Origin of the sequence: Streptomyces sp. NPDC012474 (genome assembly GCF_042955185.1) — a bacterium.
Classification (GTDB): domain Bacteria; phylum Actinomycetota; class Actinomycetes; order Streptomycetales; family Streptomycetaceae; genus Streptomyces; species Streptomyces cahuitamycinicus.
This window is the reverse complement of record NZ_JBIBEP010000003.1, coordinates 148,627-162,853: the sequence shown is the minus strand read 5'-3', so window position 1 is coordinate 162,853 and position 14,227 is coordinate 148,627. Positions and strand designations below refer to the sequence as shown.

Annotated in this window: 9 protein-coding genes; 5 read left to right on the top strand and 4 right to left on the bottom strand. The window is 71.0% G+C overall.

What is annotated here, in order from left to right; translation table 11 throughout:
- The first annotated feature begins 10 nt into the window (after window positions 1-10).
- From ACFY9S_RS08860 to ACFY9S_RS08845, 4 genes are read left to right on the top strand one after another with little or no spacing between them, the layout of a single operon-like run.
- Window positions 11-1,357 carry an ABC transporter substrate-binding protein gene (locus tag ACFY9S_RS08860; protein WP_391124645.1) on the top strand — a complete coding sequence of 449 codons (1,347 nt, stop codon included), beginning with the start codon at window positions 11-13 and terminating at the stop codon, window positions 1,355-1,357.
- Complete coding sequence (locus ACFY9S_RS08855; RefSeq protein WP_391124642.1) at window positions 1,354-2,232, top strand: ABC transporter permease subunit; 879 nt, start codon at window positions 1,354-1,356, stop codon at window positions 2,230-2,232. The genes ACFY9S_RS08860 and ACFY9S_RS08855 overlap by 4 nt, the downstream gene beginning before the upstream one ends.
- A complete protein-coding gene (locus ACFY9S_RS08850; RefSeq protein ID WP_391124639.1) occupies window positions 2,216-3,061 on the top strand; it encodes an ATP-binding cassette domain-containing protein in 846 nt (281 codons plus the stop codon). Before ACFY9S_RS08855 ends, ACFY9S_RS08850 begins: the two co-directional genes overlap by 17 nt.
- Before the next feature lie 11 nt (window positions 3,062-3,072).
- Entirely contained in the window at window positions 3,073-5,949 is a 2,877-nt protein-coding gene (locus ACFY9S_RS08845; RefSeq protein ID WP_391124636.1) for a fumarate reductase/succinate dehydrogenase flavoprotein subunit, read from the top strand.
- A gap of 45 nt (window positions 5,950-5,994) precedes the next feature.
- Here ACFY9S_RS08845 and recQ read toward each other — a convergent pair whose 3' ends face one another.
- Window positions 5,995-8,118 carry a DNA helicase RecQ gene (gene recQ, locus ACFY9S_RS08840; RefSeq protein WP_391124634.1) on the bottom strand — a complete coding sequence of 708 codons (2,124 nt, stop codon included), beginning with the start codon at window positions 8,116-8,118 and terminating at the stop codon, window positions 5,995-5,997.
- A gap of 227 nt (window positions 8,119-8,345) precedes the next feature.
- On the opposite strand from recQ, the gene ACFY9S_RS08835 reads away from it, so the two are divergent.
- Window positions 8,346-8,948 (top strand): Uma2 family endonuclease, encoded by a 603-nt coding sequence (locus ACFY9S_RS08835; RefSeq protein WP_391124631.1) that lies wholly within the window; start codon window positions 8,346-8,348, stop codon window positions 8,946-8,948.
- A gap of 84 nt (window positions 8,949-9,032) precedes the next feature.
- On the opposite strand, the gene nuoN is transcribed toward ACFY9S_RS08835, so the two are convergent.
- The 3 genes from nuoN to nuoL are packed head-to-tail and all read right to left on the bottom strand — an operon-like array spanning window position 9,033 to window position 14,220.
- A complete protein-coding gene (gene nuoN, locus ACFY9S_RS08830; RefSeq protein WP_102909126.1) occupies window positions 9,033-10,682 on the bottom strand; it encodes an NADH-quinone oxidoreductase subunit NuoN in 1,650 nt (549 codons plus the stop codon).
- Window positions 10,679-12,250: an NADH-quinone oxidoreductase subunit M gene (locus ACFY9S_RS08825; protein WP_391124628.1), complete on the bottom strand. Its 1,572-nt coding sequence runs from the start codon at window positions 12,248-12,250 to the stop codon at window positions 10,679-10,681. The genes nuoN and ACFY9S_RS08825 overlap by 4 nt, the downstream gene beginning before the upstream one ends.
- 5 nt (window positions 12,251-12,255) lie before the next feature.
- Window positions 12,256-14,220 (bottom strand): NADH-quinone oxidoreductase subunit L, encoded by a 1,965-nt coding sequence (nuoL, locus tag ACFY9S_RS08820; RefSeq protein ID WP_391124625.1) that lies wholly within the window; start codon window positions 14,218-14,220, stop codon window positions 12,256-12,258.
- Between the last annotated feature and the right edge of the window lie 7 nt (window positions 14,221-14,227).

The window sequence follows — 14,227 nt, the reverse complement described above, 5'->3', positions numbered from 1 at the left end:
CCGAAGCACCATGAAACGCACAGCGGTCGCGATCTCCGCCGTCGTCCTCCTGCTCCCGCTCAGCGCCTGCGGCGGTGATGCCGAGGCCGGAAGCGGCTCCACGGTCACCGTCACCGTCGGCTACCAGTCCAGGACGATCAACACCGTCACGGCGGGCACCCTGCTCCGCTCTCTCGGCTCCTTCGAGAAGCAGCTCAACTCCCTGCACGACGGCGTCCACTACAAGGTGAACTGGCAGGACTACGCCACCGGCGCCCCCATCACCGCCCAGATGACCGCCGGGAAGATCGACATCGGTTCGATGGGTGACTTCCCCCTGCTCATCAACGCGGCCCGCGGCAAACAACTGAACAGCCCCACCCGCCTGGTGTCGGTCACCGGCTACAACCTCCGCGGCGGCCTCAACAGCATCGTCACCGCGCCCGGCTCGAAGCTGACCTCCCTGGAGGACCTGAAGGGCCAGAAGGTCTCCACGAGCGTCGGTTCGGCCGCCGACGGCACCCTCGTACGGGCCCTGCGGCGCGCCGGCATCGACCCGGACAGCGGGATCGAGAAGCTCAATCAGCAGCCCTCCGTCGGCGCCTCCGCCCTCGCGGCGGGCAGCACGGACGCGCTGTCCCAGTTCGTCGCCTGGCCGGGCCTGCTCACCTTCCAGGGCAAGGCGAAGGCGATCTACGACGGAGCCCGGCTGAACCTGCCCACCTTCCACGGCGTCACCGCCCGCGAGGACTTCGCCGAGCAGCGCCCCGCCGTGCTGGAGGCCTTCCTGAAGGCCCAGGCGGAGGCGACCGACTTTCTGAACGACCACCCGGTGGACGCCGCCGAGAAGGTCGCGAAGGCGACCGGCCTGCCCGCCGAGGTCGTCTACCTCTACAACGGTGATCACGGCATCGCCACCTTCGACCCGGCCATCAAGCCCCAGCTCGTCTCCGCGCTGAAGCGGGACGTGGCGGTCCTCGAGTCGGCCAAGCTCACCGGCGACGTGGACGTCGACTCCTTCGTCGACGACCGGTACGTGAAGCAGGCCCTCGGACCGGCGGCGTACGCCAGGCATCTCGCCACGAAGCCGACACCGGCCGCCAGCGAGGCCTGGCCCAAGGGCGCCTCGAAGACCGTCACTTTCGACTCCCCTTCCCTGCTGCTGCGTTACGTGGCCGGGCACCGCGGCTCCCTGCGCGCCGCCTATGTCCCCGACACCACCACCGGCACCCTCTGGTTCGCCGACAAGGCCGTGTGGGTGGCCGACGGCGGCAAGCTGCTGCCCTTCGTCGCCCCCGACACCGCGCGGGCCTACATCGCCGCGCACGGCGGGGCGCGGGTCGTCCCGTACGCCGACGCTCTGGAGCGGGCCTCGTGAAGCGGTACGCGCTGCGCCTGGTGTCGCCGGCCGCCGCCCTCGGCCTGTGGCAGGCACTGACCAGCTGGAACATCGACCTGTGGCTGCGCTTCTCGCAGTTCCCCACGGTCACCGACGTGGCCCGGACCTTCGCCACCCGGGTGTCCGGGCCGGACTACTGGACGGACCTCACCGACAGCCTCACCAGGATCCTCACCGGTTTCCTGCTGGCCGCCGTCCTCGGTGTGGCCACGGGCGTGCTCGTGGCGCGCTCGCGTCTCGCCGAGGACCTGCTCGGCCCGCTGCTGGAGGTGATCCGCCCGATCCCCGCCATCGCCTTGGTCCCCGTCGCGATCCTGCTCTTCCCCTCCAACGAGCAGGGCATCGTCTTCATCACCTGCACCGCCGCCTTCTTCCCGGTGCTGGTCTCCACCCGGCACGCTGTGCGCGCCCTGACTCCCGTGTGGGAGGAAGCGGTGCGCACCATGGGCGGCGGCCGGTGGCGGATCCTCGGCGCGGTCGTCCTGCCGGGGGCGCTGCCCGGCGTTTTCGGCGGTCTGTCCGTCGGCATCGGCGTCTCGTGGATCTGTGTGATCTCCGCCGAGATGATCTCCGGCCAGTACGGCGTCGGCTACCGCACCTGGCAGGACTACACCGTCGTCGACTACCCCGGCGTGTTCGTCGGCATGGCCACCATCGGCGTCCTCGGCTGGCTCACCTCCACGGCCGTGGAAGTGCTGGGCCGCCGCCTCACCCGCTGGCTGCCGCGCACCGCGTACGTGCCCGTCGCCCGGCCACCGCGGCCCGACCGGTCCGTGACACCGGCACCGGCCGCCCCCGCCGCTGTCCACGGAGGGCCCCGATGGGAGGAGGCACGCGATGAGCACCTCGTCTGAGACCGTCTCGAACACCCCACCCGGGGCTGCCCCGGGCACCTCGTCCGAGAACGTCCGGAACGCCTCGTCGGAGGCGGCCACCCCCGCCGCCCCGGTGCGCGGCACCCGGCTCAGCCTCGCCGGGGCCTCTCTCGGCCGCCCCGGCGCGACCGCTCTGGACGAAGTCGAGCTGGACATCGCCCCCGGAGAGATACTCACCGTCGTCGGCCCCTCCGGCTGCGGCAAGTCGACCCTGCTGCGCACCCTGGCCGGCCTGCTGCCACCGCTCGCCGGCGAGATCACCCAGGACGGAAAGCCGCTGACCGGCCCCTCCGCCGACCGCGCCCTGGTCTTCCAGGAGGACGCCCTGCTCCCCTGGCGCACCCTGCGCGCCAACGTCGAACTCCCCCTCGCCATCCGCGGCGTGCCCCGCGCCGAGCGCCGGAGGCAGGCCCGGACCTGGCTGGAGCGGGTCGGGCTCGGCTCGCAGGCACGACAGTTGCCGCACCGGGTCTCCGGCGGGCAGCGCCAGCGCGTCCAGCTGGCCCGCGCCCTGGCCGCACGCCCGCGCGCCGTCCTGATGGACGAGCCGTTCGGTGCCCTCGACGCGCAGACCCGCGCGGGGATGCAGGACCTGCTGGTGGAGGTGCTCCAGGGCACGGGCGCCACCGTCGTCTTCGTCACCCACGACGTGGACGAGGCGCTGTTCCTCGGTGACCGCGTGGCCCTGCTCGGCGCGGGCGGCCTCGTCGCCGTCCGGGGCATCCCCCGCCCGCGCGAGCGCGGCGCACACGACGACCCGGCGCGCGTGGCCTTGCGGCGCGACGTCCTCACCTCGCTCGGTACGTGAAAGGCACCCCGGTGACCACCTTCGTGAACCCCCCTCGGGACACCCCCCTGGCCGTCCCGACCATCGCCGACGCCGAGGAACTGGCCTGCGACGTCCTCGTCATCGGCGGCGGCACCGCCGGCACCATGGCGGCCCTGACCGCCGCCGAGCACGGCGCGAACGTGCTGCTGCTGGAGAAGGCGCACGTCCGTCACTCCGGCGCGCTCGCCATGGGCATGGACGGCGTCAACAACGCGGTCATCCCGGGCCGGGCCGAACCCGACGACTACGTCGCCGAGATCACCCGGGCCAACGACGGCATCGTCGACCAGTCCACCGTCCGTCAGACCGCCACCCGCGGCTTCGGCATGGTGCAGCGGCTGGAGTCCTACGGCGTGAAGTTCGAGAAGGACGAGCACGGCGACTACTCCGTCCGCCAGGTGCACCGCTCCGGCTCCTACGTGCTGCCGATGCCGGAGGGCAAGGACGTCAAGAAGGTCCTGTACCGGCGGCTGCGGCGGCGCGAGATGCGGGAAAGGATCCGCATCGAGAACCGGGTCATGCCGGTGCGTGTCCTCACCGCCGGCGGGCGGGCCGTGGGGGCGGCCGGCTTCAACACCCGCACCGGGCAGTTCGTCCAGGTCCGCGCGGGCGCGGTGATCCTCGCGACGGGCGCCTGCGGTCGCCTCGGCCTGCCCGCCTCCGGCTACCTCTACGGCACCTACGAGAATCCCACCAACGCGGGCGACGGCTACGCCATGGCCTACCACGCGGGCGCCGAGCTCACCGGCATCGAGTGCTTCCAGATCAACCCGCTGATCAAGGACTACAACGGCCCGGCCTGCGCCTACGTCGCCAACCCCTTCGGCGGCTACCAGGTCAACCGGCACGGTGAACGCTTCGTCGACTCCGACTACTGGTCGGGCCAGATGATGGCCGAGTTCGCGGCGGAGGTCGCCTCCGACCGTGGCCCGGTCTACCTGAAGCTGAGCCATCTCCCCGAGGAGTCGGTCTCGGCCCTGGAGACGATCCTGCACTCCACCGAGCGCCCCACCCGCGGCACCTTCCACTCCGGCCGCGGCCACGACTACCGCAGCCACGACATCGAGATGCACATCTCCGAGATCGGCCTGTGCGGCGGCCACTCCGCCTCCGGTGTCCGCGTGGACGACCACGCCCGCACGACCGTGCCCCGGCTGTACGCGGCCGGCGACCTGGCGTGCGTCCCGCACAACTACATGATCGGCGCGTTCGTCTTCGGCGACCTCGCGGGCGCGGACGCCTCCCAGTATCCGGCGTACGAAGGGGAGTTGCCGGGTGATCAGCTGCGCGAGGCACACGAGCTGATCTACCGTCCGCTGCGCAACCCCGACGGCCCGCCGCAGCCCCAGGTCGAGTACAAGCTGCGCCGCTTCGTGAACGACTACGTGGCCCCGCCCAAGTCCGGCGCCCGGCTGTCGCTGGCCCTGGAGGCCTTCGAGCGGATGCGCGCCGACATCGCCGAGATGGGTGCCCGCACCGCGCACGAGCTGATGCGCTGCGCCGAGGTCACCTTCATCCGCGACTGCGCGGAGATGGCCGCGCGCTCCTCCCTGGCCCGTACGGAGTCCCGCTGGGGCCTCTACCACGACCGCCTCGACCACCCGCGGCGCGACGACGCGTCCTGGTTCCACCATCTCGATCTGCACAAGTCCCCCTCTGGTGCGATGGAGTTCACGGCCCGGCCCGTGGCTCCCTATCTCGTTCCGGTCGACGGTTTCGACCCCGTCGGCGGCCCGTCCCGTGCTCTCGGCGAGGTCCACGCCGAGGATGTGGCCACGGCGGGCTCGCGGGACGTGGCGCCGGTCGCGGCCCTGGCAGGGGCTGCGGAGCCGAAGCGGACTCCGGCACCGCAGCTCTCGGCCACCGCGCCTTCCGGCGAGCAGTCCTCAGCCCGTCTCCTCGAACTCGTCGCCCTCGCCGAGGAGGAGCCCGAACTCGAAGTCCTTCAGCCGTACTTGACCGACCCCGCGGCCGCTGTCCGCCGCGAGGCCGTCGCCGTGCTCACCGAGACGCTCCCGCCGGGGACGGGCACCGCCCTCGCTTCCGCCCTGCGCGACACCGCCGCGGAGGTGCGTGCCGCCGCGGCCGCGTCACTGCGCGAGCTCGTCGAGACGCTCCCGGCAGAACCCGACCTGCGCGACGGCCTCGCCGCCGCCCTGGCGGAGCCGGACCCGGTGGTCCGCTCCGGCGCCCTGGACGTCCTGCGCGCCCTGCGCCTCGGAGACGCCGCCCTCTTCGCGGACTCCCTCGCCGACTCCGACATCGCCGTCCGCATCGAGGCCGTACGCGCCCTGGTGTCGGTCGACGCGGCAGGCGAACTGGCCCGTGCCGCGGTCGGCGACCCGTCCCGCGAGGTCCGCGTCGCGATCGCCAAGGGCCTGGCCACCGTGAGTGCCGAGCGGCCGGCGGATCGCGCCCCGGCCGACGCCGATCCCCACGCCGATCCAGACACCGAGCCCCACGCCGATCCAGACACCGAGCCCGACGCCGCGCCCGACGCCGACGCGGTCGAAGCCGCCCTCGCCGGGCTCCTGGACGACCCCGATGCCCTGGTGCGCGCAGCGGCCTACGGAGCGCTGGGCACCACCGGCTGCCCGGCGCCCCTCACCTCACGTGCCGTGGCCGCCCTGTCCGAACCGGCCTGGCAGGTGCGGGCCGGAGCCGCCGCGGCACTGTCCGTGGCCGACCCCGACGTGGCCGTCCCGGCCCTCGCGAAGGCTCTGGCGGACTCCAACGCCGATGTCCGCAAGGCCGCCGTCCTGGCACTGACCCGGCACCGCGCCACCAAGGAGGCCCGGGCGGCTCTCGCCACGGCGACGACGGACTCCGACGCGGATGTCAGGGCGTATGCGGGACGGGCGTTGTGACCGGTCCGGCTCCCCGGTCCCGGTGACCTGGCCGGAGCCCGGCCCTCATATCCAGTCGTCGGGCTCCGGCTCCGCGTCCATCTCCGGCCAGTAGTCCGGATCGCCCGCGTCCTGACCAGGGATGAGAGCAGGGGTCTTGGCCGAAGCCGGGCCCGCTGCCCGAGCCACGCCCGCTCCCGAAGCCGGGCCCGCTGCCGGAGCCACGTCCGCTCCCGGAGCCGCGTCTGCCGGTGCGCCCAGCGACGCGAGCACCTCCAGCACACCCTCCCCGTACGTGGTGAGCTTCTTCTCGCCGACCCCGCTGATCCCGCCGAGCTCCCCCACCGACGTCGGCCACACCGTGGCGATCTCCCGCAGTGTGGCGTCGTGGAAGATCACATACGCCGGGACGCCCTGCTCACGAGCCTGCTCGGCGCGCCAGGCGCGCAGCGCCTCGAAGGCCGGCAGCAGTTCCTCGGGCAGCTCTGCGGCAACCGCCTTGCCCTTGCGCTCGCCCCGCCCGGAGCCGGCGGACGAGGACCCCGACCGGGAGGTCACCGGCTTCTTCGGCTCCTTGCGCAGCGGCACGTCCCGCTCCCGCCGCAGCACCGCCCCGCTGGCCTCGGTCAGCACCAGCGTGCCGTACTCGCCCTCCACCGCGAGCAGGCCCTGCGCGAGCAACTGGCGGATGACACCCCGCCATTCGCCCTCGGTGAGCTCCTCGCCGATGCCGAACACGGACAGCTGGTCGTGGTCGAACTGGATGACCTTGGCGGTCCGCTTCCCCAGCAGGATGTCGACGATCTGCACCGCGCCGAACTTCTGCCCGCGCTCCCGCTGCAGCCGGACCACCGTGGACAGCGCCTTCTGCGCCGCGACGGTGCCGTCCCAGGTCTCCGGCGGGGTCAGGCACGTGTCGCAGTTGCCGCAGCGGGGCGCGTCCGGGTCCTGGCCGAAGTAGGCGAGGAGCTGGCCCCGGCGGCACTGGGCCGTCTCGCACAGCGCCAGCATCGAGTCCAGGTGGGCCTGGGCCCGGCGCCGGAAGGCCTCGTCACCCTCGCCGGACTGGATCAGCTTGCGCTGCTGGATGACGTCGTTCAGCCCGTAGGCCATCCAGGCCGTCGACGGCAGCCCGTCGCGGCCGGCCCGGCCCGTCTCCTGGTAGTAGCCCTCGACCGACTTGGGAAGGTCAAGGTGGGCGACGAAACGGACGTCCGGCTTGTCGATGCCCATGCCGAAGGCGATGGTCGCCACCACGACCAGGCCGTCCTCCCGCAGGAAGCGGGACTGGTGGGCCGCGCGCGTCCCCGCATCAAGCCCCGCGTGGTACGGCACCGCCTCGATGCCGTTGCGGCTGAGGAACTCCGCGGTCTTCTCGACCGAGTTGCGCGACAGGCAGTAGACGATGCCCGCGTCGCCCGCGTGCTCCTCGCGCAGGAAGCTCAGCAGCTGCTTCTTCGGGTCGGCCTTGGGCACGATCCGGTACTGGATGTTGGGCCGGTCGAAGCTCGCCACGAAGTGGCGGGCCGTCGGCATGTTCAGCCGCTCGGTGATCTCCTGGTGCGTCGCGTGGGTGGCCGTCGCCGTCAGCGCGATCCGCGGCACGTCCGGCCAGCGCTCGCCGAGCAGGGACAGCGCCAGGTAGTCGGGCCGGAAGTCGTGGCCCCACTGGGAGACGCAGTGCGCCTCGTCGATCGCGAAGAGGGAGATCTTCCCGCGGGAGAGCAGATCGAGCGAGCTCTCCAGCCGCAGCCGCTCCGGCGCCAGGTACAGCAGGTCCAGCTCGCCGGCGAGGAACTCGGCCTCCACCATCCGGCGCTCGTCGAAGTCCTGCGTGGAGTTCATGAAGCCGGCCCGCACGCCCAGCGCCCGCAGCGCGTCCACCTGGTCTTGCATCAGGGCGATGAGCGGGGAGACGACCACCCCCGTACCCGGCCTGACCAGGGACGGGATCTGGTAGCACAGCGACTTGCCACCGCCGGTCGGCATGAGCACGACGGCGTCGCCGCCCGCCACGACATGGTCGATGACGGCTTCCTGCTCACCGCGGAAGGCGTCGTAGCCGAAGACCCGGGTCAGCGCGGCCAGCGCCTCGCTCGCGTCGGCGCCGAGGAGCCCGGCGGAGCCGCCGCCCGCGCCGATCCCGGCCCCGGTCACCCCGGCTCCGGTCACCGCGTCCAGTTCCGTCATCACACCTGTCCCGCCCGTCGCGCCCATCGTTGCGTCCCCCGTGCGTCGCGCTTCGACCACTGCGTCCACCATAGGCGCCCACACCGACAGCCCCGGAGTTATCCACAGGTCCGCCCCGTACAGCTGCGTCAAGGACACGATCGTCGTTCACACGTTCGCGGGAGGCCTCCCCGATTCCGGCGGATAGTCTGAATGCGCCCGCGAGACTCCGTCCCATGGGAGCACTGATGAGCGTCGCACCGAAGGCGTCCAAGCCCACCTGGCCGACCCCGCCGGAAGGCGGCTGGACCGCCGACGATCTGGACCGCCTCCCGAATCTCCCTCCGCACACGGAGCTGATCGACGGGAGCCTCGTCTTCGTGAGTCCGCAGACCATCTTTCACGAGCGTGCCATCGACTTCTTCAAGTGGCAGCTGCAGTCTCTGGCGCCCGCCGATCTCGAGGTGTTCCGCGAGTTCACCATCGACCTCGACCGCCAGAACCGCCCCGAGCCGGATGTTGTCGTGGTGCGCGGGGAAGTAGTGGAAGACCCTGATCAGACCCGGTTTCCCGCGGGCGCTGTCCTCCTGGCCATCGAGGTCGTGTCCGAGGACTCCGTCTCCCGCGACCGCGAGACCAAGCCGCTGAAGTACGCGCGGGCCAAGATCCCGCACTACTGGCGGGTCGAGAACGAGGACGGGCGCGCTGCGGTGCATGTCTTCGAGCTGGAGCCGACCACGGGCGCCTACACCGGCATCAACATCTTCCGCGAGCGGATGAAGGTGGACGTTCCGTTCCCGGCGGACCTGGACCTCACTCAGATCCGGGCGCGCCGGGACAGGACGCAGTGAGCCTGGACGAGCCGCGGCCCGGTACCCCTGGACGGAGGTACCGGGCCGCGGCCTTCGTGTAAGGACCCCTGAGCGGCGTCAGCGTCAGCGAACGAACACCCCCGCCTGCCCCGCCAGATCCAGGAAGTACTGCGGCGCCACACCGAGCACCAGCGTGACCGCCACACCCACACCGATCGCCGTCATCGTCAGGGGCGACGGCACGGCCACCGTCGGGCCCTCCGGCCGCGGCTCGCTGAAGAACATCAGCACGATGACGCGGATGTAGAAGAACGCCGCGATCGCCGACGAGATCACACCGATCACGACGAGCGGGGCGGCCCCGCCCTCCGCCGCCGCCTTGAACACGGCGAACTTGCCGGCGAAGCCGGACGTCAGCGGGATGCCCGCGAAGGCCAGCAGGAACACCGCGAACACCGCCGCCACCAGCGGGGACCTGCGCCCGAGCCCCGCCCACTTGGACAGGTGGGTCGCCTCACCGCCCGCGTCGCGGACCAGGGTCACCACCGCGAAGGCGCCGATCGTGACGAACGAGTACGCCGCCAGGTAGAACAGCACCGACGAGACTCCGTCGGGCGTGGTCGCGATGACACCCGCCAGGATGAACCCGGCGTGGGCGATCGACGAGTACGCCAGCAGCCGCTTGATGTCGGTCTGCGTGATCGCGACGATCGCACCACCCAGCATGGTGACGATGGCCACGGCCCACATGACCGGCTGCCAGTCCCAGCGCAGGCCCGGCAGCACGACGTACAGCAGCCGCAGCAGCGCGCCGAACGCCGCCACCTTCGTCGCCGCCGCCATGAAGCCGGTCACGGGCGTCGGCGCGCCCTGGTACACGTCCGGCGTCCACATGTGGAACGGCACCGCGCCCACCTTGAACAGCAGCCCCATCACCAGCAGCGCGGCGCCGATCAGCAGCAGCGCGTCGTTGCCCATGGTGTCGGCGAGCGCCGGGTTGACGTCCTGCACGGTGCCGTCGACGACCTGCGCGATCGTCGCGTACGACATCGAGCCCGCGTAGCCGTAGAGCAGCGCGATGCCGAACAGGGTGAACGCGGAGGCGAAGGCGCCGAGCAGGAAGTACTTGACCGCCGCCTCCTGCGACATGAGCCGCTTGCGGCGGGCCAGCGCGCACAGCAGGTACAGCGGGAGGGAGAGGACCTCCAGCGCCACGAACAGCGTCAGCAGGTCGTTGGCCGCCGGGAAGACCAGCATGCCGGCGACCGCGAACAGCAGCAGCGGGAACACCTCGGTGGTGGTGAACCCGGCCTTGACCGCGGCCTTCTCGCTCTCACTGCCCGGCACGGACGCGGCCTGCGCGGCGAAGGAGTCGACGCGGTTGCCGTGCGCCTCGGGGTCGAGGCGTCGCTCGGCGAAGGTGAACAGGCCCACCAGCGCCGACAGCAGAATGGTGCCCTGCAGGAACAGGGCGGGCCCGTCGACGGCGATCGCGCCCATCGCCGCGATGTGCGCCTTGGTCGTGCCGTACCCGCCGGCCGCGAGCGCCACGACCGCGGCGAAGGCGGCGACGAGAGCGACGACGGACACGAACATCTGGGCGTAGTAGCGCGACTTTCGCGGAACGAACGCCTCGATCAGGATCCCGATGATCGCCGCACCGACGACGATCAGGGTCGGCGACAACTGTCCGTACTCGATCTTCGGCGCGTCGATCTTGGTGATCGGGTCGGCCGCGGTTGTCCACAGGCTGTGGACGGCTGTTGCGCTCACTTGGCCGCCTCCACCTCGGGCTGGGGGTCCTTCTTCTGTACGTCGGACATGGTCTGTTTGACCGCCGGGTCGATGATCTGTGTGACGGGCTTCGGGTAGACACCCAGGAAGATCAGCAGGGCGACCAGCGGGGCGACGACCACGAGCTCACGGACCCGGAGGTCCGGCATCGCGGAGACCTCCGGTTTCACCGGGCCCGTCATCGTCCGCTGGTAGAGGACGAGGGTGTAGAGCGCGGCGAGGACGATGCCGAAGGTGGCGATGATGCCGATCACCGGGTAGCGCGTGAACGTGCCGACCAGGACCAGGAACTCACTGACGAACGGCGCCAGCCCCGGCAGGGACAGGGTCGCGAGGCTGCCGATCAGGAACGTGCCGGCGAGCACCGGGGCGACCTTCTGCACTCCGCCGTAGTCGGCGATGAGCCGCGAGCCGCGCCGGGAGATCAGGAAGCCCGCCACCAGCATCAGCGCGGCCGTCGAGATGCCGTGGTTGATCATGTAGAGCGTCGCCCCGGACTGGCCCTGGCTGGTCATCGCGAAGATGCCCATGATGATGAAGCCGAAGTGGGAGATCGACGCGTAGGCGATCAGCCGCTTGATGTCCCGCTGGCCGACCGCGAGCAGCGCCCCGTAGATGATGCTGATCAGGGCCAGGACGAGGATGGCGGGCGTGGCCCACTTGCTGGCCTCCGGGAACAGCTGGAGGCAGAAGCGGAGCATGGCGAAGGTGCCCACCTTGTCGACGACCGCCGTGATGAGCACGGCGACCGGTGCGGTGGACTCCTGCATGGCGTTGGGCAGCCAGGTGTGCAGCGGCCACAGCGGCGCCTTCACCGCGAAGGCGAAGAAGAAGCCGAGGAACAGCCAGCGTTCGGTGCCGGTCGCCATGTCGAGCGTGCCGTTGGCGCGGGCCTCGGCGATCTCCTGGAGCGAGAAGTTCCCGGCGACCACGTACAGGCCGATCACCGCCGCCAGCATGATCAGACCGCCGGCCAGGTTGTAGAGGAGGAACTTCACCGCGGCGTACGAGCGTTGTGTCGCCGCCGCCTTCTCGCCGTGCTCGTGGGCACGGTCGCCGAAGCCGCCGATGAGGAAGTACATCGGGATCAGCATGGCTTCGAAGAAGATGTAGAAGAGGAAGACGTCGGTGGCCTCGAAGGAGAGGATCACCATCGCCTCGACGGCGAGGATCAGGGCGAAGAAGCCCTGCGTCGGCCGCCAGCGGCTGCTGCCGGTCTCCAGGGGGTCGGCGTCGTGCCAGCCCGCGAGGATGATGAACGGGATCAGCAGTGCGGTCAGCGCGACCAGCGCCACCCCGATGCCGTCCACACCCAGCTCGTAGCGGACGCCGAAGTCAGCGATCCAGGCGTGCGACTCGGTGAGCTGGTAGCGGTCGCCGCCCGGGTCGAAGCGGACCAGGACGACGATCGCCAGGACGAGCGTGGCGAGCGAGAAGAGCAGCGCCAGCCACTTGGCCGCGGTGCGCTTGGCGGCCGGTACGGCGGCCGTTGCGATCGCCCCGACGGCCGGGAGCGCCGCTGTCACTGTCAGCAGAGGAAAGGACATCGGTATCAGACCGCCCTCATCAGCAGGGTCACGGCGACGATGACCGCCGCACCCCCGAACATCGAGACCGCGTAGGAGCGGGCGAAGCCGTTCTGCAGCTTGCGCATCCGCCCGGAGAGGCCGCCGACCGAGGCCGCCGTGCCGTTGACGACGCCGTCGACCAGGGTGTGGTCGACGTAGACCAGGGACCGCGTGAGGTGCTCGCCGCCGCGGACCAGGACGACGTGGTTGAAGTCGTCCTGGAGCAGGTCGCGCCGGGCGGCCCGGGTGAGCAGCGAGCCGCGCGGGGCGACGGCCGGGACCGGACGGCGGCCGTACTGGGCCCAGGCGATGGCCACACCGATGACCATGCACGCCACGGTCGCGCCGGTGACCACGCCCGCGCTGATCGGCGGGTTGCCGTGGCTGTGCCCGGTGATCGGCTCCAGCCAGTGCATGAACCGGTCGCCGATGCTGAAGAACGCACCGCCGGCGACCGACCCGACGGCCAGCACGATCATCGGGATCGTCATGACCTTGGGCGACTCGTGCGGATGCGGCGGGGTGTACTCGCCGCGCGTCTCGGCGGCGGGTTCCGCGCTGTGCTCGGCCGGGGACGGCGTCGGGGCGTTGCGCCAGCGCTCCTCGCCGAAGAACGTCATCAGCATCACGCGCGTCATGTAGAACGCGGTGATGGCCGCGCCGAGCAGGGCGCAGGCGCCGAGGATCCAGCCCTCGGTCCCGCCCTTGGCGAACGCCGCCTCGATGATCTTGTCCTTGGAGAAGAACCCGGACAGGCCCGGGAAGCCGATGATGGCCAGGTAGCCGAGGCCGAAGGTGACGAAGGTGACGGGCATGTACTTCCGCAGTCCGCCGTAGCGGCGCATGTCGACCTCGTCGTTCATGCCGTGCATGACCGAGCCGGCGCCGAGGAACAGTCCGGCCTTGAAGAAGCCGTGCGTCACCAGGTGCATGATCGCGAAGACGTAGCCGATGGGGCCGAGGCCGGCGGCGAGGATCATGTAGCCGATCTGCGACATGGTCGAGCCGGCCAGGGCCTTCTTGATGTCGTCCTTCGCGCAACCGACGATCGCACCGAACAGGAGCGTGACCGCGCCGACGATGGTGACGACCAGCTGAGCATCGGGGGCGCCGTTGAAGACGGCCGCGGAGCGGACGATCAGGTAGACGCCCGCCGTCACCATCGTCGCGGCGTGGATGAGGGCCGAGACCGGGGTCGGGCCCTCCATCGCGTCCCCGAGCCAGGACTGCAGGGGCACCTGGGCGGACTTGCCGCAGGCGGCGAGGAGCAGCATCAGCGCGATCGCGGTCAGCTTGTCCTCACCGGCGGCACCGGCGAGACCGGCCTCCCCGTGGCCGCCGAGCACCGGCCCGAAGGCGAACGTGCCGAACCACAGGAACATCAGCATGATCGCGATGGACAGGCCCATGTCGCCGACGCGGTTGACCAGGAAGGCCTTCTTCGCTGCCGTGGCGGCGCTGGGCTTGTGCTGCCAGAAGCCGATCAGCAGGTAGGAGGCGAGACCGACGCCCTCCCAGCCGACGTACAGCAGCAGGTAGTTGTCGGCGAGGACGAGGATCAGCATCGCCGCGAGGAACAGGTTCAGATAGCCGAAGAAGCGGCGGCGCCGCTCGTCGTGCTCCATGTACCCGACGGAGTACAGGTGGATCAGCGATCCGACGCCCGTGATCAGCAGCACGAACGTCATGGACAGCTGGTCGAGCTGGAAGGCGACGTCCGCCTGGAAGCCCTCGACCGGGATCCAGCTGAACAGGTGCTGGCTCAGGACGCGGTTCTCGGCGTCCCGGCCCAGCATGTCGGTGAACAGCACCAGGCCGAGCACGAAGGAGACGGCCGAGAGCAGGGTGCCGAGCCAGTGGCCGACGGCGTCCAGCCGCCGCCCGCCGCACAGCAGGACCGCCGCTCCGAGCAGAGGCGCCGCCACCAGCAGCGCAATGAGGTTCTCCACGATTCTT

Bases quoted from the DNA above. Each gene is read 5' to 3' on its own strand.
- ACFY9S_RS08860 (WP_391124645.1), top strand. From the start codon at position 11: ATGAAACGCACAGCGGTCGCGATCTCCGCCGTCGTCCTCCTGCTCCCG.
- ACFY9S_RS08850 (WP_391124639.1), top strand. From the start codon at position 2,216: ATGAGCACCTCGTCTGAGACCGTCTCGAACACCCCACCCGGGGCTGCC.
- recQ (WP_391124634.1), bottom strand. From the start codon at position 8,118: ATGACGGAACTGGACGCGGTGACCGGAGCCGGGGTGACCGGGGCCGGG.
- ACFY9S_RS08835 (WP_391124631.1), top strand. From the start codon at position 8,346: ATGAGCGTCGCACCGAAGGCGTCCAAGCCCACCTGGCCGACCCCGCCG.
- ACFY9S_RS08825 (WP_391124628.1), bottom strand. From the start codon at position 12,250: ATGTCCTTTCCTCTGCTGACAGTGACAGCGGCGCTCCCGGCCGTCGGG.